Annotated in this window: 20 protein-coding genes and 2 pseudogenes; 11 read left to right on the top strand and 11 right to left on the bottom strand. The window is 62.0% G+C overall.

Features of this window, described 5'->3' with window-relative positions:
• Positions 1-32: 32 nt before the first annotated feature.
• The 4 genes and pseudogenes from M0D64_RS14085 to M0D64_RS14070 all read right to left on the bottom strand — a co-directional run bounded on the left by M0D64_RS14085 (position 33) and on the right by M0D64_RS14070 (position 1,939).
• Entirely contained in the window at positions 33-311 is a 279-nt protein-coding gene (locus tag M0D64_RS14085) for a DUF971 domain-containing protein (protein WP_266258135.1), read from the bottom strand.
• Positions 311-661, bottom strand: a pseudogene (locus tag M0D64_RS14080) (HEAT repeat domain-containing protein); the annotation flags it as partial. The pseudogene M0D64_RS14080 and the gene M0D64_RS14085, both read right to left, overlap by 1 nt.
• Positions 662-668: 7 nt before the next feature.
• A pseudogene (locus M0D64_RS14075) lies at positions 669-1,163 on the bottom strand (FAD-binding protein); the annotation flags it as partial.
• Positions 1,160-1,939, bottom strand: a complete 780-nt coding sequence (locus M0D64_RS14070; RefSeq protein WP_266258134.1) for a GntR family transcriptional regulator — start codon at positions 1,937-1,939, stop codon at positions 1,160-1,162. The gene M0D64_RS14070 and the pseudogene M0D64_RS14075, both read right to left, overlap by 4 nt.
• Positions 1,940-2,180: 241 nt before the next feature.
• Between M0D64_RS14070 and M0D64_RS14065 the strand changes: the two genes are divergently transcribed.
• On the top strand, positions 2,181-3,509 hold the full coding sequence (locus M0D64_RS14065; RefSeq protein WP_266258133.1) for an LLM class flavin-dependent oxidoreductase: 1,329 nt from the start codon (positions 2,181-2,183) through the stop codon (positions 3,507-3,509).
• 110 nt (positions 3,510-3,619) lie between these two features.
• Here M0D64_RS14065 and M0D64_RS14060 read toward each other — a convergent pair whose 3' ends face one another.
• The gene (locus M0D64_RS14060) at positions 3,620-4,975 is read right to left on the bottom strand and encodes an LLM class flavin-dependent oxidoreductase (protein ID WP_266258132.1); all 1,356 of its coding nucleotides are present in this window, start codon (positions 4,973-4,975) and stop codon (positions 3,620-3,622) included.
• A 350-nt stretch (positions 4,976-5,325) separates the two neighbouring features.
• Here M0D64_RS14060 and M0D64_RS14055 point away from each other — a divergent pair, with 350 nt between their 5' ends.
• The 9 genes from M0D64_RS14055 to M0D64_RS14015 all read left to right on the top strand — a co-directional run bounded on the left by M0D64_RS14055 (position 5,326) and on the right by M0D64_RS14015 (position 17,319).
• Positions 5,326-6,885, top strand: a complete 1,560-nt coding sequence (locus M0D64_RS14055; RefSeq protein WP_266258131.1) for a sugar ABC transporter ATP-binding protein — start codon at positions 5,326-5,328, stop codon at positions 6,883-6,885.
• On the top strand, positions 6,882-7,937 hold the full coding sequence (locus M0D64_RS14050; RefSeq protein WP_266258130.1) for an ABC transporter permease: 1,056 nt from the start codon (positions 6,882-6,884) through the stop codon (positions 7,935-7,937). The genes M0D64_RS14055 and M0D64_RS14050 overlap by 4 nt, the downstream gene beginning before the upstream one ends.
• A 122-nt stretch (positions 7,938-8,059) precedes the next feature.
• Entirely contained in the window at positions 8,060-9,298 is a 1,239-nt protein-coding gene (locus M0D64_RS14045) for an SfnB family sulfur acquisition oxidoreductase (protein ID WP_266258129.1), read from the top strand.
• A gap of 31 nt (positions 9,299-9,329) precedes the next feature.
• The gene (locus M0D64_RS14040) at positions 9,330-10,712 is read left to right on the top strand and encodes an LLM class flavin-dependent oxidoreductase (protein WP_266258128.1); all 1,383 of its coding nucleotides are present in this window, start codon (positions 9,330-9,332) and stop codon (positions 10,710-10,712) included.
• Positions 10,713-10,830: 118 nt separating this feature from the next.
• The gene (locus M0D64_RS14035) at positions 10,831-11,829 is read left to right on the top strand and encodes a substrate-binding domain-containing protein (protein WP_266258154.1); all 999 of its coding nucleotides are present in this window, start codon (positions 10,831-10,833) and stop codon (positions 11,827-11,829) included.
• A 141-nt stretch (positions 11,830-11,970) separates the two neighbouring features.
• A complete protein-coding gene (locus M0D64_RS14030; protein ID WP_266258127.1) occupies positions 11,971-13,329 on the top strand; it encodes an LLM class flavin-dependent oxidoreductase in 1,359 nt (452 codons plus the stop codon).
• Positions 13,330-13,529: 200 nt separating this feature from the next.
• The gene (locus tag M0D64_RS14025; protein ID WP_266258126.1) at positions 13,530-14,369 is read left to right on the top strand and encodes a CmcJ/NvfI family oxidoreductase; all 840 of its coding nucleotides are present in this window, start codon (positions 13,530-13,532) and stop codon (positions 14,367-14,369) included.
• 251 nt (positions 14,370-14,620) lie between these two features.
• Positions 14,621-15,994, top strand: a complete 1,374-nt coding sequence (locus M0D64_RS14020; RefSeq protein WP_266258125.1) for an MmgE/PrpD family protein — start codon at positions 14,621-14,623, stop codon at positions 15,992-15,994.
• Positions 15,991-17,319: an LLM class flavin-dependent oxidoreductase gene (locus M0D64_RS14015; protein WP_266258124.1), complete on the top strand. Its 1,329-nt coding sequence runs from the start codon at positions 15,991-15,993 to the stop codon at positions 17,317-17,319. The genes M0D64_RS14020 and M0D64_RS14015 overlap by 4 nt, the downstream gene beginning before the upstream one ends.
• 118 nt (positions 17,320-17,437) lie before the next feature.
• On the opposite strand, the gene M0D64_RS14010 is transcribed toward M0D64_RS14015, so the two are convergent.
• The 6 genes from M0D64_RS14010 to M0D64_RS13985 all read right to left on the bottom strand — a co-directional run bounded on the left by M0D64_RS14010 (position 17,438) and on the right by M0D64_RS13985 (position 23,012).
• Positions 17,438-18,307 carry an amino acid ABC transporter ATP-binding protein gene (locus M0D64_RS14010; RefSeq protein WP_266258123.1) on the bottom strand — a complete coding sequence of 290 codons (870 nt, stop codon included), beginning with the start codon at positions 18,305-18,307 and terminating at the stop codon, positions 17,438-17,440.
• Positions 18,294-19,100 carry an amino acid ABC transporter permease gene (locus M0D64_RS14005; protein WP_266258121.1) on the bottom strand — a complete coding sequence of 269 codons (807 nt, stop codon included), beginning with the start codon at positions 19,098-19,100 and terminating at the stop codon, positions 18,294-18,296. The genes M0D64_RS14010 and M0D64_RS14005 overlap by 14 nt, the downstream gene beginning before the upstream one ends.
• Positions 19,090-19,851 (bottom strand): amino acid ABC transporter permease, encoded by a 762-nt coding sequence (locus M0D64_RS14000; protein ID WP_266258120.1) that lies wholly within the window; start codon positions 19,849-19,851, stop codon positions 19,090-19,092. Before M0D64_RS14000 ends, M0D64_RS14005 begins: the two co-directional genes overlap by 11 nt.
• Positions 19,848-20,693 (bottom strand): transporter substrate-binding domain-containing protein, encoded by an 846-nt coding sequence (locus tag M0D64_RS13995; RefSeq protein ID WP_266258119.1) that lies wholly within the window; start codon positions 20,691-20,693, stop codon positions 19,848-19,850. Before M0D64_RS13995 ends, M0D64_RS14000 begins: the two co-directional genes overlap by 4 nt.
• A 369-nt stretch (positions 20,694-21,062) precedes the next feature.
• Positions 21,063-22,703: a chaperonin GroEL gene (gene groL / locus M0D64_RS13990; RefSeq protein WP_266258118.1), complete on the bottom strand. Its 1,641-nt coding sequence runs from the start codon at positions 22,701-22,703 to the stop codon at positions 21,063-21,065.
• A gap of 18 nt (positions 22,704-22,721) precedes the next feature.
• Positions 22,722-23,012 (bottom strand): co-chaperone GroES, encoded by a 291-nt coding sequence (locus M0D64_RS13985; RefSeq protein WP_007177123.1) that lies wholly within the window; start codon positions 23,010-23,012, stop codon positions 22,722-22,724.
• A 292-nt stretch (positions 23,013-23,304) separates the two neighbouring features.
• Between M0D64_RS13985 and M0D64_RS13980 the strand changes: the two genes are divergently transcribed.
• A complete protein-coding gene (locus tag M0D64_RS13980) occupies positions 23,305-24,522 on the top strand; it encodes an acyl-CoA dehydrogenase family protein (RefSeq protein WP_266258117.1) in 1,218 nt (405 codons plus the stop codon).
• Positions 24,523-24,536 lie beyond the last annotated feature (14 nt).

The following is a 24,536-nucleotide window of genomic DNA, read 5'->3' as shown; positions in this document are numbered from 1 at the left end:
TAATTACGGCCGCCGCTTTCCCACGCCTGGATTCAGGCAATCCCCGCCAGATAATCCCACGGATAAATTCCCTGCGCGTGTCCGTCGCTGAACGCGATCTGCACGCCGTAGCCCATCGGCTGCACGTCGACAATCGCGAGGCCCGGCTCGATTCGCGCCACCTGGCCCGAACGCGTCAAGCGACGGCATGTCGAGCAAGGGCACCGCTCCCTCAGCGTGGCGTTGTCGATCCACTGCGTTTGGCCATCGCGCCACGTCAGGGACAGTCGCCCCGTCGCGGCATGAATCGTCACGTGTTCGGGCGCGTTCATCAGTGCGCCTTTTCAATCTGCGCCAACGCTATACGTGCGGCTTTGCGTACTTCCGGATCGGGATCGGTCGCGGCTGCGTGCAAGGCCGGCAACGACGCTGCGTCGCCTAGTTCGCCGAGCGACAAGGCCGCTTCCTTGCGCAGATTGCTGATCGCATGCGTGAGCAACACGGCCACTGCCGTGCTCGCGGCAGCGTTTGCGTCGCCGAGTTTGCCTAACGCGCGGACCGCCTGCAGACGGACTTGCCAGTAGTCGTCGTCGAGCGCCGCGATCAATGCACCCTGTGCGCTCGACGCGCGCAGTTTGCCGAGCGTGGCCGCCGCTTCTTCACGGACCTGCCACGCGGCATCGCCCTTGCGCATCGGTCAGAACACGCGTGACGACGATGCGATTGGTGATCGCAATGCGTGCGCGTTTGAGCTGCCGGTAGAGCACTTTCTTGATGTCATGGCCTTCCGGCATCGGCAGAACGTAGGAGCCCATGTGATGCACTTTCTTGACCGTATAGTCGCCTGTGCCGTCTTTTTCGAACTTCACGCCCCAGCGGTCGAGTTCTTCGATGGTCTTGAAGCTGTGCCGGGCGTACGCGTAGACGGCCGCCTGATCGACGATGCCGTCGTTGGCGATGGTGATTTCCTTGGTGTACTGCTCGGGCGTGGCGTGGCCTGGGATGATGGCGTTATTCAACCCGTCCATGCCCATCGAAATCGCGCCGCTGCGTTTGACGTTGGCCTTTTCCAGCAACAGCACCTTCAGATTCGGATTCTGTTCTTTGGCTTTGACGGCAGCCATCGGACCGGCGGTGCCACCTCCCACGACGACCAGGTCGTACTCGATCACGTGCGTATTCATCTCGTTTTCCTTGTGGTCTTCTTCTCTTTCTGGCGGTCGATGCGAAAGCGGTACTGAAACGCGTCGCCGCGGAAATAGAGGTATTCGTAATCGATCGGTGTGCCGTCCGCGCTATGCGTCAGACGTTCGATGCGAAGCACCGGGCTGCCTTCTTCAACGTTCAACGCCTCGACGATTTCATCGTCGGCGAGAATCGCGTCGATGGAGACGTCGGCATGACCGAGCGGCACCGCGCAGTCGTTCTCGAGAATCAGGAAAATGTCGCGCGTGACGAGGTCCGCGCCAGCCAGGCGTTTGCCCAACGCTTCCGGCACCCACGTGATTTCGAGCGACACCGGCTCGCGATTGAGCATCCGCACGCGATGGATTTCGGCGACCTTCGTCCCTTCGGGCAGTTGAAGCCGGCTCGCGATGTGCGCGGTGGCGGGAATGAAGCGGATATGTTTGAGCTGGTTGACGATCTCATAGCCCATCGACGACATCGCTTCGGCGAAACCTTGCAACGCGCTAACGTTCTGGAAGGCTTTCGGCTTGGAGACAAAGGTGCCCTTGCCGTGCAGTTTGAAAACGAGGCCTTCTTTCTGCAGATCGCCGAGCGCCTGCCGCACGGTGATACGGCTGACGTTGAACATAGCGCAGAGGTCGTTTTCAGACGGCATCTGCGAATGGGCCGCATACGTGCCGTCGAGAATGCGCGAGCGCAAAGCAGTCTTTATCTGCTCGTAGAGCGGCGGGGCGGAGAGAGGCAGCACGTTGGCCGGGTCGGGTTTCTGCATGATCTGTGGGTTGTCTGTACTTGTTATGACAAGTTGCATCACAGTCTAGTGAGGGAGCCCTGAGGGGCGAACGAAGATTTTGTGCTTTGTATTTCTGCGGAACAGCTTTTGGTGTGCCCGTTAGTGCCGGAGCCCCGGCGCATCGCGTTCGGCGGGCGGGTACCGAGTGGTGGGCGGTGGCAAGCAGCGTTGGCGAAGGACGATTAAACTGGCCCGACCTGTTTGCGATGGAGCTTGCTACATGTCACGTCAGCTTCGCCTCGGCGCTTTCATGCGTCCCACGACAATTCACACCGGCGCATGGCGCTATCCCGGCGCCTATCCCGACGCCAATTTCAATTTTGCGCACCTGAAGCGTTTCGCCCAGACGCTCGAGCGCGGCCGCTTCGACGCGTTCTTCATGGCGGATCACCTCGCGGTGCTCAACATGCCGCTCGATGCGCTCAAGCATAGCCACACGGTCACGTCGTTCGAACCGCTGACGCTGCTGCCCGCGCTGGCGGCGGTCACGGAACGGCTGGGGCTTATCGCCACGGCGTCCACTACGTTCGACGCGCCGTATCACGTCGCGAGGCGCTTTGCCTCGCTCGACCATATCAGCGGTGGCCGCGCGGGATGGAATCTCGTGACGACGTCGAACCCCGATGCCGCGCTCAATTTCGGTCTCGACGAGCATGTCGAACACGACGAGCGGTACCGGCGCGCCCGCGAGTTCTTCGACGTGGTGACCGGGCTCTGGGACAGTTGGGCCGATGATGCTTTTATCCGCGATACGGAAACCGGCACCTTCTTCGATCCGGAGAAACTGCATGTGCTGAACTACAAGAGCGAGAACTTCTCGGTGCGCGGCCCGTTGAATATTGCGCGCCCCGTTCAGGGATGGCCCGTCATCGTGCAGGCAGGTTCATCGGAAGCGGGGCGCCAGATTGCCGCTGAAACCGCCGAGGTGGTGTTTACCGCGCAAACCCTGCTGGCTGACGGCAAGCGCTTCTATGCCGATGTGAAAGGCCGGATGGAAAGACTCGGGCGTGAACGCGATCACATGAAAATACTTCCGGCCACCTTCGTGGTCGTCGGCGATACCCTGGAAGAGGCGGAGGAGATTCGGGCGCGGCTTGACACGTTCGTGCACTACGAGAGCGGAATCGCTTCGTTGTCGATTGCATTGGGGCACGACGTGTCCGGTTTCGATCCGGACGGCCCGCTGCCCGAGATTCCCGAAACCAATGCGAGCCGGACAGCACGGCAGCGGGTGGTTGAATGGGCGCAGCGCGACGGGCTGACGATTCGTCAATTCGCTCAACGCATCGGCGGATACTCGGGGCTCGAGATGGTGGGCACGGCGAAAATGATCGCCGATCAGATGGAGCAATGGCTGGTGGAAGAGGGCTCTGATGGGTTCAACGTGATGTTCCCGTATCTGCCGGGAGGTCTTGACGATTTCGTGGACAAGGTCATTCCCGAGTTGCAGAAGCGCGGGTTGTTCCGGCGCGAATACGAAGGCGCGACGCTGCGCGAGAATCTGGGCTTGCCTCGGCCTGAGAACCGCTTTTTCGCTCGGGTGAAATAACCGGACTACAAATTGGCTTACTTCACGGCGCGTTTGCGCGCCGAGGTAACGCCCGGAATCTCAATCGCGTGTTCGCCGGTCCGAGTATGCAGCGTGTTGAAAAAGAGCGCTTACGCGGTAGTGGCCGCTTCCCGTGGATGCAAGTGGCGGCTGACAGGCCGTCGCAACCTGAAGTGTTCGCGCAGGGTGCGGCCCTCGTAGTCAGTACGGAAAAGACCACGTTGCTGCAGAAGCGGAACCACGCCGTCGGCGAAGTCCTGCAAGCCACTCGGCAGAACATCTGGCATCAGATTGAAACCGTCGGCAGCGCCGCCTTTGAACCAGTGCTCGATATCGTCGGCAATCTGTTCCGGCGTGCCGACGACAACACGATGTCCGCCACCGCCCGCAAGCGCGCGGATCAACTGACGCGCCGTGTATCCGTGGGTCCGCGCTTGTGCGAGCGTGGCGTTGAAGAACGTGTGATTGCCATTGCCGCTGCCGGGCAATGAGAGATCGTCCGGCAGGCGCTCGTCGAGTTTCAACCGGTCGACGCTAATGCCCAATATGCCGGCCAGCCGAGTGAGGCTATAGCTCCACGGAATCAGGTCGACCAGATCATCGCGACGGCGCAGGGCCTCGGCTTCGGTTGCGCCGATGATGGTGGTGAGACCGGGTAGCACGCGAATTGCGTTGTTGCCACGTCCCCATGCCGCAGCGCGAGATTTCAGTTCGCGCGCATAGGCGGCTGCTTCGTCGAACGACTGCGATGCGGAGAACACGGCTTCCGCGTGCCGGGCCGCGAGTTCGCGTCCGTCGGCTGAGCCGCCGGCCTGAATCAGCACCGGATGACCCTGTGCACTACGCGGCAAGTTGAACGGACCATCGACACTGAAGTATTTGCCGCGGTGATCGATGCGATGCACCTTCGTGGTGTCGATGAAGCGGCCGCTCGCCTTGTCGCCGATAAAGGCGTCGTCTTCCCAGCTATCCCACAGCGCCTTCACCACCTCGGTGAATTCGGCTGCGCGCTCGTAGCGTTGCGCGTGATCGGGCACCGCCTCACGGCCGAAATTGCGGGCTGAGCCGAGATCGGCGGTCGTCACGATGTTCCAGCCGGCCCGGCCCGCACTGAGCTGATCAAGCGTGGCAAAGCGGCGCGCGATGTTGTACGGCTCGTTATAACTCGTCGATGCCGTGCCGATTGCGCCGATATGGGTTGTGGCCGCAGCAATGCCGGCGAGCAATACGGTCGGCTCCAGCGCCGTGATCGGGCGGAAGTCGATCTGATCGGCAATCGAGGCGTTATCGGCGAGAAACACGGCATCGAATTTCGCCGCCTCGGCAATTTGCGCGACGCGAACGTAGTGGGCGATATCGACGAAGGCGCGCGGATCGGCTTCGGGCGTACGCCATGCGGAAGGGACAAAGCCGGAGTGGAGGATATTGACGTTCAGATGAAGCTGGCGCGGCGGGTCGGTTCTCATGGTCTTTTCGAATGCGGAAGCAGCCAGCAACGAACGGACGAACGCTCTGACCGATTCGCCCATTGTCGAATAGCGAATCGCTTGAGACCACGAATGAATTCTGACATCGATATGCCGGTGAAGACTAAGCGTACGGCAATGTCTCTCTCTGGTGACGGTTCGCCATGCGCGACGCTTTGCATATCAGAACAAATTGGTTTTCCGCGAGTCCCGCTCAGGCAGACAATCGTTCCTGGGTGACGGTATGCAATGCGTCGCCATTGCCGGAGCATGTCGCGGCTGCAGTGGGTCCGCTTGGCCGGGCCCGCCGGAGAAACAATGAAACGTCTGCCCTTGCTCAATTCGGGTATATGAAGGCTCCCATTAACTTAACCCGCCCACCGCTTCCCGATCGTACGGAAAAGCTTCCGCGTTCGAGCGAGCCGATCCTGACTGCCTCTGCGCTCACGAAGCGCTTTGGTGCAACCGTCGCGCTATCCAACCTCGATTTCTCGATCCATCCCGGCGAAGTCGTCGCGTTGATGGGCGCCAACGGCGCGGGCAAGTCGACACTCGTCAAGATCTTAAGCGGCGTGTATGCGCCCGACGGCGGGACCTTGACGCTGCTGGACAAGCCGTATCGACCTACGTCACCCCAAGCGGCTAAACAACTCGGCATTGCCACGGTGCACCAGTCGATCGCCGACGCGGTCGTACCGGCGCTCTCGATCGCGGACAACCTGCTGCTCGACCGCTTGTGCGATCCAGCATCGCCTTGGCGTGTGCCGCCCGCGGCGCGCCGTGAGGCTGCGAGGCCGCTTGCCGAGCGGGTCGGGCTGGATGTCGATCTGTCCGCACCGCTCGGGTCGCTCTCGCTCGCGAGTCAGCAGCTCGTGACGCTGGCGCGCGCACTGGCTTCGCGTCCCAAGCTGCTGATTCTCGATGAGCCCACTGCCAGTCTTTCTGCCGCAGAAGCGGAACGGCTGTTCCTGCGGCTCGAGCCATTACGTGAGGAGGGTGTCGCTATCCTGCTGGTTTCGCATCGGCTGGGTGATCTGCGGCGCATGGCGGACCGGGTAGCGATCGTGCGCGACGGACATCTCGTCGCCGATCTGCACCCGCCAATCGATTTTGACGCTGCCGTCGAGACGATGATTGGACGGCCTCTGCCGCAAGGCCGAACTCAGGACGCGAAAGACGCAGCTTCGCTCGAACCCTGTTTCAGCGTGCGCGATTTCCAATTGACGCCGGCCAGCCGCTCATTCGACCTCGACGTCCAGCGCGGCGAGATCGTGGCGATTGCGGGGCCGGTGGGCGGTGGCAAATCGCGCTTCGCAAGAGCGATCTTCGGCGCGACACATGCGAGCAGTGGTCAGATGCTGCTCGACGGCAAGCCATGGCGTCCGCGTTCGCCAGCCGATGCGATTCGCGCCGGCGTGTTCCTCGCCGGCGAGGATCGTTGGCGCACGTCGTTGTTTCCCGACAGCGTGCCGTTCGCATCGATTGCGGGGACGCTCAGCTTTCCGTTTCTGTCGAACTGGTTCAGGCGTGGCGTGGTACGCGAAGCCGCAGAGCGCGATGCCGCGAAAGACGCGATCAGAACCTTCGGCATTCGTTGCACCGGCCCCGACGATCGCCTGACGTGCCTGTCCGGCGGCAATCAGCAGAAAGTCGTTCTCGCGCGCTGGCACGTCGAACGCGCGCGCTTGTTGCTGCTTGACGAACCGTTTCAGGGCGTCGACGCCGGCGCGCGCGCCGACATCGTTGATACCTTGCGGCGGCATGCGCATGAGCGCGCGACGATCGTGTTCGTCAGCGATCTCGAAGAGGCCCTGGAGATTGCCGATCGCGTCGTGCGGTTCGATCGTGCGACGCTCGAGCACCCAACTGTTCAACCAATCCATGACGCGAGCGCTGAACTTCATTCATGAAACCCCTCACACCTTCTATTACCGGCCAGGTGGAATCCGGCCAACGGGCGCAGTCAGCATGGCGTAGTTTGCGCGATCACCTGGAGCGTACCGGCATCCTGCTCGTGCTGGCGATTCTGATTGCCGTGTTCGCCATCAGGGAACCCGCCTTCCTGAACATCGACAATCTGTTCAGCATCCTTCAGGCAGTATCGATCGTGGCATTGCTCGGCATTGGCGTGACGATCACGTTGGCGGCGGGCGGCTTCGATCTCTCAGTGGGCAGCGTGGCCGCTTCGGCTCAGATGGCGGCGAGCTATGTGCTGATCGTCTGGCATGGCAGCGCGCTGGCGGCCGTGGCCGCATGCGTCGCACTCGGCATCACAGCCGGTTTGTTCAACGGCTTGCTGATCACGCGGCTGCGCGTGCCGGACCAACTGGCGACGCTCGGCACTCTGTTCCTGCTGGCCGGTTTGCAACTGATTCCGACGGGCGGCCGCTCGCTCGCAACCGGCACTGTGTTGCCCGATGGCACGGAGGCGAGCGGCATATTCTCCGACGCGTTTCTTGCGTTGGGACGTCTGCGTCTTTTCGATGTCGTGCCGTTGCCGGTCCTGATTCTCATTGCGTTGACGGTGCTCGCCTGCATCGTCATGGAGACGACGCGCTGGGGCCGCGTGATCTACGCGATCGGCGGCAATGAGACGGCTGCGCGGCTGGCGGGTGCGCCTACGGCCCGCTACCGGATCGCGGCCTATGTCGCCTCTGGGGCGATTGCGTCGTTGGGCGGCGTGCTGATCGCGGCTCGTGTCGGGCGAGGCGATGTGAGTGCCGGACACTCCCTGCTGCTCGATGCCGTGGCGGCTGCGCTGATGGGTTATGCAGTGTGGGGCGCGAAGCGGCCCAATGTGTTCGGCACCGTCGTAGGCGCGGTGTTTGTCGGCGTGCTACTCAATGGCCTGACCATGCTGAATGCGCCGTACTACATGCAGGATTTCATTAAGGGCGTGCTGCTGGTTCTTGCGCTGGCGTTTACGTTCAGTGTCGGACGGCCCGCGGACTCACGCGGCTGAGGTCGCCGAGTCGCCGAAATGTCGTTTGCCATCCGAAGGAATATCGATTGCCGAATCGTTCAGTTTGCGCATGCGGTGTCCGCTGATAGATTGAGCGCACAGTCATTCAAGCGGAGATTCCCATGGCAGAGATTGGCGAAGCGGCTTCATCGAATACCCGCGACGAGAGTAGACACGCGGTCCGTGTGATCGCCGATGACACGCAGGCCATCGCGGTGGCGCACGAGCTTGCAGGCCGCCTCGCGCAAGGCGCGGCCGAGCGCGATACCGAACGCCGCTTGCCCCACGAGGAGATCGAGTGGTTCTCGCAATCCGGGCTGTGGGCCATTACGGTGCCGAAAGCTTACGGCGGAGCGGGCGTGTCGTTCGTCACCTTGACTGAAGTCATCAAGATCATTGCAGCAGCGGATCCGTCGCTTGGGCAGCTACCGCAGAATCACTTCGGTCTGGTCGACGTGATCGCGCTAACCGGCACGGAGGAGCAGAAGAAATATTTCTTCGCCCAGGTGCTGGGCGGCAAGCGTTTCGGTAACGGTTTTTCGGAGAAGGGCACAAAGAATGTGCTCGATCTGAAAACGAGCGTGAAGCGGGACGGCGGCGACTACGTCGTACAGGGCACCAAATTCTATTCGACCGGCGCGCTATTCGCCGACTTCGTCCCCGTGCTGGGGCTCGATAGCGAACGTAAAGGCTGGCTCGCCTATATTCCGAAGGGCACACCGGGGCTGACCGTGATCGACGACTGGTCGGGTTTCGGTCAGCGCACCACGGCAAGCGGCACGGTCGTGTTGGAAAGCGTACGTGTGCCGGCCTCGCATGTGTTGCCGGCGCATCGCGTGTCCGATTTTCCAACGCTCAACGGTCCGATTTCACAAATCATCCAGGCCGCTATCGACGCAGGCATCGCGAAGGCGGCGCTGGACGACACGCTGACGTTCGTGCGCTCGCGCTCGCGGCCGTGGATCGACAGCGGGGTCGAGCGCGCGAGTGACGATCCGCTGACCGTGCGCGAGATCGGTCATTTGCATATCCAGTTGCACGCCGCCGAGGCCTTGCTCGAACGCGCCGCGCGTGTGATCGACGAGATCGCCGCGAAGACCGAAACGACCGAAGACGACGTGGCGCGCGCATCGGTCGCCGTGGGCGAAGCGAAAGTGTTGACGACGGAAATCGCCCTGCTGGCAGGCGAAAAACTGTTCGAGCTCGCCGGTACCCAGTCGACACTCGGTGAACACAATCTCGACAGGCATTGGCGCAACGCGCGCGTCCATACGCTGCACGATCCGGTGCGCTGGAAGTATCACCTGGTCGGTAACTACTATCTGAACGGCGTCAAGCCGGCACGTCATCCCTGGAATTAACGCCAGGCGCAATCCTTAACCGAACCCGATAATGGCCAGAGAAATCCGCCTCAACGCATTCGACATGAACTGCGTCGGGCATCAGTCGCCAGGTTTATGGGCGCATCCACGCGACTCGTCGTGGCGCTACAAGCAAATCGATTACTGGACCGACCTCGCGAAACTGCTCGAGCGCGGCAAGTTCGACGGTCTCTTCATCGCCGACGTGCTGGGCATCTACGACGTCTTTAACGGCAATGGGGAAGCCGCGATTCGCCAGGCCGCGCAAGTCCCGGTCAACGATCCCGTGCTGCTCGTCTCGGCGATGGCGAACGTGACCGAGCATCTCGGCTTCGGCGTGACCTGCTCGCTCTCTTATGAGCACCCGTATCCGTTCGCGCGGCGCATGTCGACACTCGATCACCTGACTAACGGCCGCGTTGGCTGGAACATCGTCACTTCGTATCTGGACAGCGCTGCACGCAATGTCGGCTTGCCGGCTCAGGCCAATCACGACGAGCGCTATTCGCTTGCCGAGGAATATCTCGAGGTCTGCTACAAGCTGTGGGAGGCCTCCTGGGAAGACGACGCCGTGGTGCGCGATGCCGCGCGAAAGATCTTCACCGAACCGTCGAAGGTTCATCCCATCAAGCACCGTGGGCAGTATTTCGACGTGCCGGGCATTCATCTCTGCGAGCCTTCGCCTCAGCGCACACCGGTGCTTTACCAGGCGGGTGCGTCGAAGCGTGGCAAGGATTTCGCCGCGCAGCACGCCGAGTGCATTTTTATCGCTGCACCGTCGCGCACGATCCTGAAGAATTTCGTCGCCGATATCCGGGCACGCGTGAAGTCGTTCGGCCGCGATCCGCACGACGTGCTGATTTTCAACCTGCACACGGTGATCACTGGCAAGACATCGGCGGATGCACACGCGAAGCACGCCGACTATCGCCGCTATACAAGCGACGAGGGCGCGCTCGCGCTGATGTCGGGATGGACCGGCATCGATCTGTCGAAGTACGACCTCGACGAACCGCTGCGCTATATCGAGAGTAATGCGGTGCAATCGGCCGTGGAGGCTTTATCGAGCGCGGATCCGACGCGCGTGTGGACCGTGCGTGAGATTGCGAAGTGGGGTGGCATTGGCGGACTCGGACCGCTTTCGGTGGGAAGTCCGCAGGAGATCGCCGACGAGTTGCAGTCGTGGGTCGAAGAGACCGACGTCGACGGATTCAACCTCGCTTACGCATTGACCCACGAAAGCTTCGTGGATTTCGTCGACCTGGTCGTGCCGGAACTGCAACGACGAGGCGTCTACAAGACCGATTACACCAACGGCACGCTGCGCGAAAAGTTGCATGGCGCTGGTCCGCGACTGTCCGAACCGCATCCCGGCGCGGCCTATCGCACGCACACGCCGGCCCATGCCGGATAGCACCGCGCTTACTCAAAAACGTCGACTAACAGGTTGGAGATCATTGATGAAATCGTTTCTTCGTCGCAAGCTGGATGTGAGCCTTACGTTCCGCACACTCGCCCTGGCGGCGGCCACGATGCTGGCCGGCGCCGTAGCGCACGCGGCTCCGCTCAAAGGTGCGCCCGCACCGTTCGACAAGGGTGGCGTGAAGATCGCGCTCGTCAACTATCTGTCGACGGGTGATTTCTTCCAGGCCTACGACGCCGGTGCGCAAAAGCAGGCCAAAGCGCTCGGTATCGATCTACGCATCTACGAAGGCCGTCAGGATGCGGCCGAACAACGTGAACAGATCCAGCAGGCGATCAGTCTCGGCGTGTCCGCAATTATCGTGAATCACGGCTTACCCGAATCGCTCAAGGACGTCGTGCAACGTGCGTTGGATAAAGGCATCAAGGTCGTCGCGTTCGATGTCGACCTGGGCAATCCGAAGGTACCGCAGATCGAGCAGAGCGATCGCGATCTGGCAGCGCTGCTGCTCGATCAGGCGGTGAAAGATAACGGCGATACCTTTGCCGCCGGCTACGTGTACGTAGCGGGCTTCGCACCGCTCGACCGGCGCGATGCGGTATGGCGTGACTTCAAGGCTGCCCATCCGAAGGTCCAGGAGAAGGCGCGCTGGGGCACGGTGGACAATCCGATCGCGCAGTCGGTGGCCAACCAGGCCGCGGCGGCCTATCGTGCGCATCCGGAGATTCGTGTGGTGTTCGCGCCTTACGACGAATTCGCACGCGGCGCGAAGCTCGCTGCGGACGAGGCGAACCTGTCGTCGAAACTGCGCATTTACAGCGCCGATATTTCGACCTCCGATATCGAGGCGATTCGCGCGCCGAATAGCGCGTGGGTGGCGACTGCGGCGACGAATCCGGCGGTGGTCGGTGCGGTGTCCGTACGGGCCGCGGCTTTGCTTCTTGCGGGGCAGACGCCTGAGCACCGGATTGTCGTCAAGCCGACGCTGATCACGCGTGACGATCTGGTGAAGAACAACATCAGGACGATCGCCGAGCTCGGCGATAAATTCCCGGCATTCCGTTCGAGCGACGCCGCGACGGCAGCGTGGATTCCGGCGGCGGAGTGAGCCTCGTTAAGGGCCGCACGGGGTTGTCGTGCGTAATCGCGTCGGGAGCACGTCAAATACGAGGCTGGGCTTCGCAACGCGGCCGCCCAGCCCGCGAGCTCGGCGCGAGACCCCGCCGTCAATCGTTTCCTTTGGACTTCCATGAGCAAACGTAGCGGACACCTGCGCCTCGGCGCTTTCCTTTACCCTGCCGGACACCACATTGCGGCGTGGCGGCATCCCGAGGCACAAGCGGACGCCGGCGTTAACTTCCGTCACTACGTCCGGCTCGCGCAAGCGGCCGAGGCCGCGAAATTCGATCTGATCTTTCTCGCCGACGGCGTGGGGACACGTGGCGACAACGTCGACTTTCTGAGCCGCACGGCGCACAGCTACGTGGCGCAGTTCGAGCCGATCACGTTGCTGTCGGCGCTCGCGGCCGTGACCGAGCGCATCGGTCTGGTCGGCACCGCCTCGACGAGCTTCAACGAGCCGTATCACATTGCCCGCAAGTTCGCCTCGCTCGATCACATCAGCGGGGGGCGTGCGGGTTGGAATCTGGTCACCTCGTCGAGCGAGCATGAAGCGAAGAACTTCAACCGTGACAAGCATTTCGACCACGCCGAGCGTTATGCACGCGCCGCTGAGTTCGCGGAAGTCACAGGAGGTCTGTGGGACAGTTGGGAAGACGACGCGTTCGTCCGCAACAAAGCCGAAGGGCGTTTCTTCGGCCCCGCCAAACGGCATGTGCTGGATCACAAGGGACGTTTCTTTCAGGTCAAGGGTCCGCTGAATGTCGCGCGTTCTCCACAGGGGCATCCGGTCGTCGTGCAGGCCGGGTCGTCCGAAGCAGGCCGGGACTTCGCAGCGAAGACCGCCGAAGTGATTTTCACGGCGCAGCAAACGCTGCAGGACGCGGCGGACTTTTACGCGGACGTGAAGGGACGCATGGCGGCTTACGGTCGTCATCCGGACGATCTGAAGATCATGCCGGGCGTATTTCCGATTGTCGGCCGCACCGAAGGCGAGGCGAGAGAGAAGTTTGAGCAACTGCAGTCGCTCGTTGATCCGAAGGTCGGACTTGCGCTCGTATCCGGGCTGACCGGTGGGTTTGATCTCTCGGACTATCCACTCGACGGGCCGATCCCTGAGCTGCCCGAAACGAATGCGAGCAAGAGCCGTCAGGTGTTGACGATCGAACTGGCTCGTCGCGAGAACCTCACGATCCGCCAGCTCTATTTGCGGGTCGCGGGCGCGCGCGGCCATTGGCAACTCGTCGGCACGCCGGCGCAGATCGTCGATCAACTCGAAGAGCGCTTTGTGAATCACGCCGCCGACGGTTTCAACGTGATGCCGCCCGTGCTGCCGGAGGGTTTGACCGATTTCGTCGAACTGGTATTACCGGAGTTGCGGCGACGCGGGCTGTTCCGTGAGGACTATGAGGGACGCACGCTGCGCGAGAACCTGGGATTGCGGTGGCCGGAAAACCGCCATTTTTCTGTACATCAATCCGGCGCATAACTTTCCACAATTCGTTATTTCCTCCCTGCGTGGCCGTCGCCTACGCTGAAACGATAGATGCATGCGCCTGCCGCCGCCACGCGTTGCGTGCAGCGGCCATAGCCTACTGGTATCTCCATCGGCAGGGGCGCTGCGCCTGGTCGCAGACAATCGACTTGCGGCCGTTCAATGAATCGTTTTGACGTGATGGGGATGCGAACATGAGCGATATCGTCATCGATGCACCGGTGTCTGCCGCGACGGTCGAGGCAGACTTGAACTACCTCGAGTTCACCGGCGAGAAGCCGGTGTCGTACCAATACGAACCGCCGCCGGGCGTTCCGAAGCGCAGTGGCGTGTACCGGCCGCATCGGGTGCGTATTTCAAATGCCCGTGTTGCGCCGCCGCCTGGCGCGTTGTCGCTCGATCGTAACGGCTTCGAACTGCATCGGCATGCTAGCGCGCTGAACGATTTCTCCGATCCGGCAAAGATCGAATCTGTCTACTATCGTGAAGCGGAGCAGTTGCTGAAACAGGCCACCGGCGCTCGCCGGGTGGTTGTGTTCGATCACACGTTGCGTGACGGCAATCCTGAGCGCAGCAATGGTGTGAGGGAGCCCGTCAAGTACATCCATAACGACCAGACTTTTGTGTCGGGGCCGCGTCGGGTGCGCGATCATCTGCCGACAGGTGAAGCGGAGCGGTTGCTGCAAGGCCGTGTGGCAATCGTGAACTTGTGGCGTCCGATTGGAGAAACGGTGCAATCGTCGCCGCTCGCGCTATGCGATTCGCGCAGTATCACGCTCAACGATCTGGTGGCATCGGACCTGGTTTATCCCGACAAGGTCGGCGAGACGTATGCGTTGGTCTTCAATCCGCGGCACCGCTGGTACTACTTTCCGCATATGTCACCCGATGAATTCCTGCTGCTGAAGATTTACGATTCGGCGGGCGACGGCATTGCGCGTCTCACGGCCCACACGGCATTCGACGATCCCACGTCGCAGGCCGATGCGCCGCCGCGCCGGAGCATCGAATTGCGCACGCTGTTGTTCTTTTGAACGCCGACGTTGAGCGCACCGGCATGCCGTGAAATGCAGGGCAACCGGTAGCGGGATGCGTCTGCTGCAGCATCGCAGAATCTGCAATATCGAAAGCGTGAATTCTTGTTTGTTTGTGACGCAACGTTTGGTTAGCATGCGGCGTTTGGGTCGTTGCCTTACCTCTTTGGTCGACACAGCTTTTGTTTTTCGTCGAGCGAGGTGAGCGTAACGCTTGCCCGGTGCGTTTTCACAGCTCTCACGCCTTCGACATGTCAAGCCTCCATGCATCCGACGCCGGCCAGCAGGCCACCGGCGTGACACGACGGCTGGCCGCCGCGATCGCTCAGGCGTCGCCGTCCCGCGACGCCGCTGCCATTGCAGCCGCAAGACGCGGCATCCTCGACTTTCTTGCCGCCGCCTTTGCCGGTGCGAGCGACAGCGGCTATCAAAAACTCCTGTCGGTCAGCGCCAACGACTCGCGCGGCGAAGCATCGGTGATCGGCAGCAGCGCCCGTGCGTCGGCGCAGCAGGCTGCGTTGCTCAACGGTTACGCGGGGCACGCACTCGATTACGACGACGTGCACAGCAGCGTAAGAGGCCATCCTGCGACGGTATTGCTGCCTGCGCTGTTCGCGCTGGCACAAACACGCGGCAGCAGCGCGCTCGACTTGCTCGATGCCTACGTCGTTGGCGTCGAAACGATGGCGCGGCTCGGTCTCGCGCTCGGCAGCCGACACTACGAGCAGGGCTTTCATAACACCGCGACATTGGGCGCACTTGGCGCGGCAGCCGCTGCGTCTTATCTGTTGAAGCTTGATGCCGGTGCCGTAGAGAACGCACTGGGTCTCGCCGCCACGCAGTCAGCCGGCCTACGCCTGCAGTTCGGCAGCGAAGCGAAACCCTTGCATGCCGGGCTCGCCGCGCGCGCCGGTTTATTCGCCGCCGAACTCGCGGCAGCGGGACTGCAGGGCTCGCCGGAGGCACTGGATGGACCGGTCGGCTTTTTCGCCGTGTTCAGCGGCGGCGCCGCGCAACCCGAACGCGTGCTCGACGGTTGGGGCGCACCCTGGCAAATCGCAGTCCCGGGTCTGTACTTCAAGCCGTGGGCGTGCTGCACGGCGACGCACTACGCCGTGCATGCCGCATTGACGTTGCGCGACACATACCGTCTCACGCCGGACGACATTGCCGAGGTGGCGGTGATATTTCCGCCCGGCGGCGACACACCGCTTTCCAGACATTTGCCCTCGACCGGTCTCGAAGCGCGTTTCAGCGTCGCCTACGCAGTCGCGGCCGCGCTGACGGATGGTTCGCCCAGCGTGGCTACGTTCGCCGATGTGCCCGTGCGCGACGACCTGATTGCACTCGCGCGGCGCGTGGCAAGCCGTCACGATGAAACCGCCGCGCGCGCGTCGACCGATCCGGCCACGCGTTTCTCGACCGTCGAAATCGCATTGCGCAACGGGACGGTACTGAGCCATAAGACCGACCGTCTCTACAGCGCGACGGATTTGGCCGCGAAATTCGCGGATGCCACCGGCCACGACGAACGTCTCGCTTTCATCCCCGCGCATATCGAGACCATGCAGAGCACCGCCGACCTCGCTACCCTTTTCAATGTCTTCGCACAGATCCACGTATGAGCACGAATAACAGCAGTACCCGCAGGCAGATGCGTCTCGGGCTCTTCATTCAGGGCGCGGGACACCACGTCGCCGGCTGGCGGCATCCTGACGCGCAGGCGGGCAGCGAGAATCTCGCGCTGATGCAGCGCATCACGCAAACCGCCGAACGTGCCAAGTTCGACATGGTCTTTCTTGCCGATGGTCTCACCAGCGGCCCCGATGCGCATCCGTCGATGGCGATGCGGCTCGAGCCGCTGTGCCTGCTGTCGGCGCTCGCTATGGGCACGCGTCACATCGGTCTCGCCGCTACCGCGTCGACCACGTATAGCGAGCCGTATCACGTCGCGCGCGCGTTTGCATCGCTGGATCATCTGAGTAGCGGGCGGGCGGCCTGGAACGTCGTAACGACTTCGTACGACCGCACGGCCGCGAATTTCACACGTGGCAATCATCCGGATCACGCGCTGCGCTATGAAATGGCGGGTGAGTTCGTCGACGTCGTCAAAGGACTGTGGGACAGTTGGGATGACGACGCGGTGCTCAAGGACAAGGCGCGTGGCGTCTACTTCGATCCTGCCAAGGTCAATACGCTGGATCACAAGGGGCAGTTCTTCGCCGTCAAAGGTCCATTGAATGTGTCGCGGCCGCCACAGGGGCATCCCGTAGTGATTCAGGCCGGCTCGTCCGGACCGGGGCAGGACCTGGCCGCGCGCACGGCGGAAGTGGTGTTTACCGCGCAGCAGACTATTGAAGAAGCGCAGGTCTTCTATCGCGATCTGAAAGGCCGCTTGCCGAAATTTGGCCGTGAGGGCCAGCAGTTGCACGTGATGCCGGGCGTGTTTCCTGTTATCGGCAGGACGGAGCAGGAAGCGAAAGACAAATACGCACAGTTGCAGGAATGGACCGATACATCGGGCGCGCTGTCACTGTTGTCCGACCGGTTGGGGCACGACGTGTCGAAGTATCCGCTCGATGGTCCGCTGCCGGAGCTGCCCGAATCCGATCAACTGAAAAGTCGCGCCAAACTGCTGACCGATCTCGCCCGCCGCGAGAATCTGACTTTGCGCGAGCTGTATTACCTGGTGGCCGGCGCGCGTGGGCACCGCATCGTATGGGGCACGCCTGTGCAGGTGGCGGATGCACTCGAAGAGTGGTTCACGGGCGAGGCGGCCGACGGTTTCAATATCATGCCGCCGTATTTCCCGGGCGGTCTCGACGATTTTGTCGAACTCGTCGTGCCGGAGTTGCAGCGGCGTGGGCTATTCCGCACCGAATATAGCGGCACTACCTTGCGTGATCACCTCGGTCTGCAGCGGCCCGTGAGCCGCTATGCGGGGCACTGAGACACAAGAGGTAAGAGGTGGAAAGTAAAAAGCGGCGTCTGCTGGGCAGACGCCGCTTTTTTTCAAGCTTGCATCCAGACCCGCGCCGTACTGGCAGGTCCAGATCGTTCGAGATCGTCTAGATCGCGAAGTGGCGCAGATCCAGTGCCAGCGGTGTGCGGGGCGCCGCCGCATGGGCAGTCTCCGGCGCGGACGGGGTATGCGCCAGAAACTCACGCGTACGCGGATTGACCGGCGCGCGGAACAGCGCGTTAGCCGGGCCATGTTCGACAATCACGCCGGCCTCGGTGAAATACACCGCATCGCTCACTTCCTCGGCAAAGCGCATCTCGTGCGTGACGAGCACGCAGGTCATGCCGTCCCTCACCAGATCGCGGATCACGGTCAGCACTTCGCCCACGGTCTCCGGATCCAGCGCCGAGGTCACTTCATCGAAGAGGATCAGATCCGGCTGCATCGCAAGTGCGCGTGCAATCGCCACGCGCTGTTGCTGACCGCCCGACAGTTCACCCGGATACGCATGCGCCTTGTTCTCGAGGCGGACCTTCTTCAGCAGATCGTAAGCGGTGCGAGTGGCGCTGGCTTTGTCGCGCCCCAGGATGCGCACGGGCGCGACAACCAGATTGTCCAATACGCTCAGATGCGGAAACAGGTTGTATTGCTGGAACACGAAACCGACGCGCTTGCGTAGTTCGATCTCGTCGCGTTCAGAGGCGAGCCGGTCGACGCGGATACCGTCGACTTCGATCTCACCGTGTTGGGGACGCAATAGCCCGGTAATGCAGCGCAGAATCGTCGACTTGCCCGACCCGGATGGTCCGATGATCGACACGGCCTGCCCGCGGAACACGTCGAGGTCGATACCCTTGAGCACCGGCGTCGAGCCGAATGACAGATGCACATCGCGCAACCGGACTAGTGGGCGCACGGCCGCAGCAGCGGCTGCGGATGCGGATGGGGGAGCGAGCGAGACATCAACTGAAAGCATAGCGTTTCTCAAGAAGGCGGGTGAAGCGCGCGATCGGGTAGCAGTAGGCGAAAAACAGCCCGAGCACCGTGAAATAGACGAGGACCGTGAAATCTGCACGCGCCACGGTATTGCTCGCCACCTGCGCGGTGTCCAGCAGATCGTGCACACCCACCAGCGACGCGAGCGCGGTCGCCATCGTGATGCTGGCGTACAGGCTCATCCACGGCGGCAGCATCCGCTTCACGCATTGCGGCAGGATGATCCAACGGAACACCTGGGTTCGGCTGAACGCAAGCGAACGTGCCGCGTCCCACTGTGCATGAGGGATCGACTGGATCGCACCGCGGAAGATCTCGGCGAAGTTGGCGCTGGCCGGCAGCGCGAGTCCGAGCGTGACCTTGAACCAGTCAGGAAACGGCACGATGTGTTGACCGAGCGCGATTTCGAATGGGAACACGTAGGTCGAAAAATAGATCAGCACGAGCAATGGGGCATTTCGAAACACCTGCACATAGCTGCGGACAATCAGACGGACGCCCCGGATCGGCGACAGCAGCAAGGGGCCGAGCGCAAGACCGGCGAGTGTGCCGAGTGCAATGGCAAGCAGGCTGATTTCGATGTTGACCCACAGAGATTTGCCGAGCGCCGGCGCCCAAGTAATGAGTGCGGCAAGTGCGGGATAGCTCGGGCCATGCGCGATCTCGTGTTCGGCGAGCGCCAGCAGGGCGGCGACACCGACCACGCTGGCAAGCGCAAAGAGGGAACGGTACCGCCCGTCCCGCGCGGGCACGATGATGGATTCAGTGGCCATAGCCTGGCATCCTCAGACGGACTTCGAGCCAGCGTCCTGCGCGATTGATCGCAAAGGTCAGTGCACCGAAGAACAGCAGAATCAGGATCATCAACTCGAGCACGTTGTCGCGCTGCGTCCAGATCATGATCGATGCATACGTGATGTCGCCGACGGCGATTGCGGAAGCGACGGTGGTCATCTTCACCAGGTCGACCATGTTGTTGACGAGCGCGGGGAGCGCAAAGCGCAGCGCGAGCGGCAACTGCACGCTCCAAAGGCGTTGGCGGCGGCTGAAACCGAGCGACTGGGCTGCTTCGAGCGTGGTGCGCGGCACCGCTTCGATACCGGCGCGCAGGGCTTCGGCATGAAACGCGCCCTTGTGCAGCGAGATGACGATCGCGCTCCAGATGAACGGCGTCAGCGGATTGCCGCCCAGATTGCGCAGTGCCTCGCTGAGCAGCATGTTGATCACCAGAAAGGCGCAGAAAAGCTGCACGAGCGTCGGCGTATTGCGCGTGATCTCGACGAACACGCGAGCGGGGCGCGCGAGCGCCGGACGCTGGGAAGTGAGTAGCGCCGCCAACACCACACCGGCGCCAAGACTGCCGAGCGCCGTAACAAGCGAGAGTTCCAGCGTGACCAGCATGCCATGCAGGAACGACGCGAGTTCGTCAGGCGCGAGAACGAAACTGTAGTTCAGCCCGATCCTGCTGATCGCATCGACCACGCTCGCGGCGGCGTGCGAGAGCACTTGAGTCGACTCGCTCATGCACCTTGCGCCTTGTACTTCGCATGCAGATCGAGCACGGCTTGCGAGGGCTGCATGCCGTTCTTGTGCTCGACGTCGATCAGCCAGCCGCTGCGATGCCAGTCCTGCACGATTTTTTCGAGCGCGCTCTGCGTATCCGTTTCACCCTTGCGAACCCAGATTACAGACGGCGACGGAATCAGCTCGTTCGATACGGGAATCGTGTAGTCCTTCCAGTCCGGATTGCGCGCGACGAGCAGGCGCAGCGTAGGGGCAACGTGAACCGCGGCGACGCAGTTATTGCCGCGCAATGCGAGCAGCGACTCCGGTTGGCCGCGAAATGCCTTCACCTGTGCGCCATATTCTTCGGCGAGCGGTTTCGTATAGTTGCTGCCCTGCGAGACGCACACGGGCTTGCCGCGCACGTCGTTCCAGGTCTTGATGCCGCTGTCCTTGCGGGTAATCAGCGCACCGCCGATTTCCTCGAACGGGGTAGGCGGGTAGGAGAAGAGTTCCGCGCGTTCCTTCGTGACTTCCATGTTGGCGATCAGTGCATCGACCTTGCCTTGCTGCAGGAACTGCACGCGATTCGACGGTTGAACCGGCGTCAACTCCACGTCGACGCCGAGGCGTTTCGCGACGTCGTTCGCGAGATCGATATTAAAGCCGAGCGGTTTCTGTGTGGCCGGATCCAGCGAGCCGAACGGCGGACCGGACAGGATCACGCCGATGACGATCTTGTGCCGCAGATGAATCCGATCGAGTGTCGTATCGGCGTGGGCGGCACTGGCGCCCAATGCTGCGAAAAGCGTTACGGCGCGCAATGCGCGCTGGAGGGTGGGGCGGGTCGGTCGGCTGAACATGAAAGATAGGCGGAAGTCAGGTTGGATCCTGATATCGCTCCGGCCGATCGGCGTGACTTCGTTGCTATGAGGCCACCAGGACTTGCCGGAGGAGAAATACAGGACGCGATTCGGGACTGCCTATTCTCGGCATGTGTGACGCCGGAAAGAACCAAGGATTTTTCATACCGTTATCTGATTCGCGCATTTATGCAGACGCGAGCGTCGTTGAAACGGAGAAATGGATGTTGTGGCGGATTTGACCGGCTATGCACCGGTTGTGTGTGCCGCGCTATATCCGGCTGACACGTTTGCTCCTGTTGCAGCACGCCGGCATGCTGTGGAAAGCATGCCGGCGTGCTTGTGCGGCTAGCGCGTTGACGCTCAGAATCAGAAATCCAGTCCCGGCCCACCTGCGCCCGGACCGCCAGCCTGGCCGGCTGCCGGCGCATCCTTCGGTGCTTCATGAACGGTGGCATCGGTGGTCAGCAGCAGACCCGTAACCGAGGCCGCGTTTTGCAGCGCCGTACGCGTGACCTTGGTCGGATCGAGCACGCCCGATTCCACGAGGTCGCCGTATTGGCCGGTCTGTGCGTTGTAGCCGAAGTTGCCCGTACCGTCGGCCACCTTGGCGACCACTACGCTGGCTTCTTCACCGGCGTTCGTCACGATCTGGCGCAGCGGTTCTTCGAGCGCGCGCAGCACGATCTTGATGCCCGCATCCTGATCGGCGTTCACACCTCTGAGTCCGCTGATGGCCTGCTTCACGCGGATCAACGCGACGCCGCCGCCCGGCACGATACCTTCTTCGACCGCAGCGCGCGTGGCGTGCAGCGCGTCGTCGACACGGTCTTTCTTTTCTTTGACTTCGATCTCGGTCGCGCCGCCCACCTTGATGACCGCCACGCCGCCCGCCAGCTTCGCCACACGTTCCTGCAGTTTTTCCCGGTCGTAGTCGGAGCTTGCTTCCTCGATCTGCGTGCGGATCTGCTTCACACGCGCTTCGATGTTCTTGCTGTCGCCTGCGCCGTCGATAACCGTGGTGTTCTCCTTGCCCACCTCGATGCGCTTGGCTTGACCGAGTTCCGCAAGCGTCGCTTTCTCGAGCGACAGCCCGGTTTCTTCGGCGATCACCTGGCCGCCGGTCAGAATCGCGATGTCTTCAAGCAGGGCCTTGCGGCGGTCGCCGAAGCCCGGCGCCTTGACCGCGACGGTCTTCAGAATGCCGCGAATGTTGTTGACCACAAGCGTAGCCAGCGCTTCGCCTTCCACGTCTTCCGCGATGATCAGCAGCGGGCGGCCGGCTTTGGCGACCTGTTCCAGAATCGGCAGCAGATCGCGGATGTTCGACACCTTCTTGTCGTGCAGCAGCACGAACGGGTTATCGAGCACGGCAACCTGTTTGTCCTGATCGTTGATGAAATAGGGCGACAGGTAGCCACGGTCGAACTGCAGGCCTTCCACCACGTCGAGTTCATCGTCGAGCGACTTGCCGTCTTCGACGGTAATGACGCCTTCCTTGCCGACCCGGTCGATCGCTTCGGCGATACGCTGGCCGATCGACTCTTCGCCGTTGGCCGAGATCGTTGCGACCTGGGCGATTTCCTTGCTGGTCGTGGTCGGCTTGCTGATCTTCTTCAGTTCGTCGATCGCGGCGATCACGGCCTTGTCGATGCCGCGTTTCAGGTCCAACGGGTTGAGGCCTGCCGCGACGTATTTCTGGCCTTCACGCACGATGGCTTGCGCGAGCACAGTCGCGGTGGTGGTGCCGTCGCCGGCGGCGTCGCTGGTGCGCGAGGCAACTTCCTTCACGAGTTGCGCGCCGATGTTCTGCACGCGGTCCGGCAATTCGATTTCCTTGGCGACCGAGACGCCGTCTTTCGTCACCACCGGCGAGCCGAAGCTGCGTTCCAGCACCACGTTGCGGCCCTTCGGACCGAGCGTGACCTTGACCGCGTTGGCCAGAATGTTGACGCCTTCGACCAGTTTCGAGCGGGCGACGTCGCTAAAAATGATTTCTTTTGCTGCCATGGTTTGATGCTCCGTTCGTTATTGCGTGACGACTGCGACGACATCTTCTTCGCGCAGCACGAGCAATTCGTTGCCGTCGACTTTGACCGACTGGCCGGCGTACTTGCCGAACAGCACACGTTCGCCGACTTTCAGGTCAGGCTCGATGCGTTTGCCGTCACTATCGCGCTTGCCCGGCCCAATGGCGATCACTTCGCCCTGGTCCGGCTTTTCGGCGGCGCTTTCGGGAATGACGATGCCTGAAGCAGTTTTGGTTTCCTGGTCGAGACGCTTGACGATCAAGCGGTCATGCAAGGGACGTAGGCTCATGGTTCGACTTCCGCGATTGAAATTTGGCACTCGTCGTTGGTGAGTGCTGACCGGAATCGAGTATAGAAAGATGCCGCGCGACGCTCCAATAACGGATTCATCGATCCTTATCGGCGAATGGCATTTCAGAAACGCGCATATCCATAGCTTGATTCGCTGGTTTTGCAAGGTGGGCCGCGTCCCTATACTGATCCGTCGAATCGGCACGTCCCATCGGGATGCCGATACACGCTCCCAAGACAATCAGCCGGATCTAGCCTGATCCGCGCGCTTATACACAAGGAATGATGGCATGCAGGTCTCTCAGGAAAGCACAGCACGTGCGCGGCTTCAGGCGGCGCTCGGCGCGTTGCCGGCGCTCGCTAAAGCGATCGGCGAAGACGCCGCGCAACGCGAGGTGCGGCGCGAGTTGCCGTTCGACCGCTTCGCGTTGTTTCGCGAATCGGGGCTCGGCGTGCTCCGTTTTCCGGTCGAGTGGGGCGGCCTCGGCGGTTCGCTGGAGGACCTGTTCCATGTGATCGCCACGCTGGCTGCGGAAGAGTCGAATGTCGCGCATGCATTGCGGATTCATTTCGATCTGACCGAACAGTTGGTGCTGTCACCGCGCTCCGCCTTCAACGACACGCAGATCGAGCGCGTACGGGAAGGGGCGATCTTCGGCGGCGCGTCGACGGAGCTTGGCACATCCAGGCCCGGTGAAATCGTCACCAAGCTGGTGCGCGACGGTGAGCACTTTCGCGTAACGGGCAAAAAATACTGTTCGACCGGCACGGCGTTCTCCGACTATGCGCGCATCAATGTGCAGGACGAGAAGGATGAGAAGGTGTCGATTGTCATCCCGGTCTCACGTGAGGGCCTGCAGGTGCTCGACGATTGGGACGGGATGGGGCAGCGCATGACGGCGAGCGGCAGTCTCGTGCTCGACAACGTGCAGGTATTTGCCCATGAAATCGCAACACGCGGCTATACGAGTCTCGCAGGCCGCCATGGCAGCGCGGTGCGGCAATTGCATCTGGTAACGGTCGCGGCAGGTATCGTGCGCAACATTCTTGCGGACGCGCGGCGCTACGTGACGCAATACGGGCGCCCAGTGCTGCATAGCCCGGCACCCTCGGCACGCGAGGACGGTTTCGTGCAGCAGGTGGTCGGCGACCTCGCGGCGCACAGTCTGTCGATCGACGCGCTGGTCGCGCAGAACGCACGCACGCTGGACCGCTCGGCAAATGCAATCCGCAGCGGCGCAGCCAATGCGGAAGACCTCGTGCTGGAAGGGTCCTTGGCTACCGCCAAAACGCAACTGGTGGTCAGCAAGCTGGCGCTCTATGCGGGCGAGCGTTTGTTTGAAATCGGCGGGGCATCGGCTACAGGGCGAGCGCACAATTTCGACCGTCACTGGCGCAATCTGCGCACGATCTTCAGCCACAACCCGTTACTGCATAAAGCACGCGTGATCGGCGATTACGAGTTGAACGGCGTGACCACGCATCTGACTGAAGGGCGCGTTTTCTGAAATTCCTGGAAAAA

The organism is Paraburkholderia sp. WS6, assembly GCF_030464835.1.
GTDB lineage: Bacteria > Pseudomonadota > Gammaproteobacteria > Burkholderiales > Burkholderiaceae > Paraburkholderia > Paraburkholderia madseniana.
Note: the sequence above shows the minus strand (reverse complement) of the source record. Positions and strands in the feature narration are given on the sequence as shown.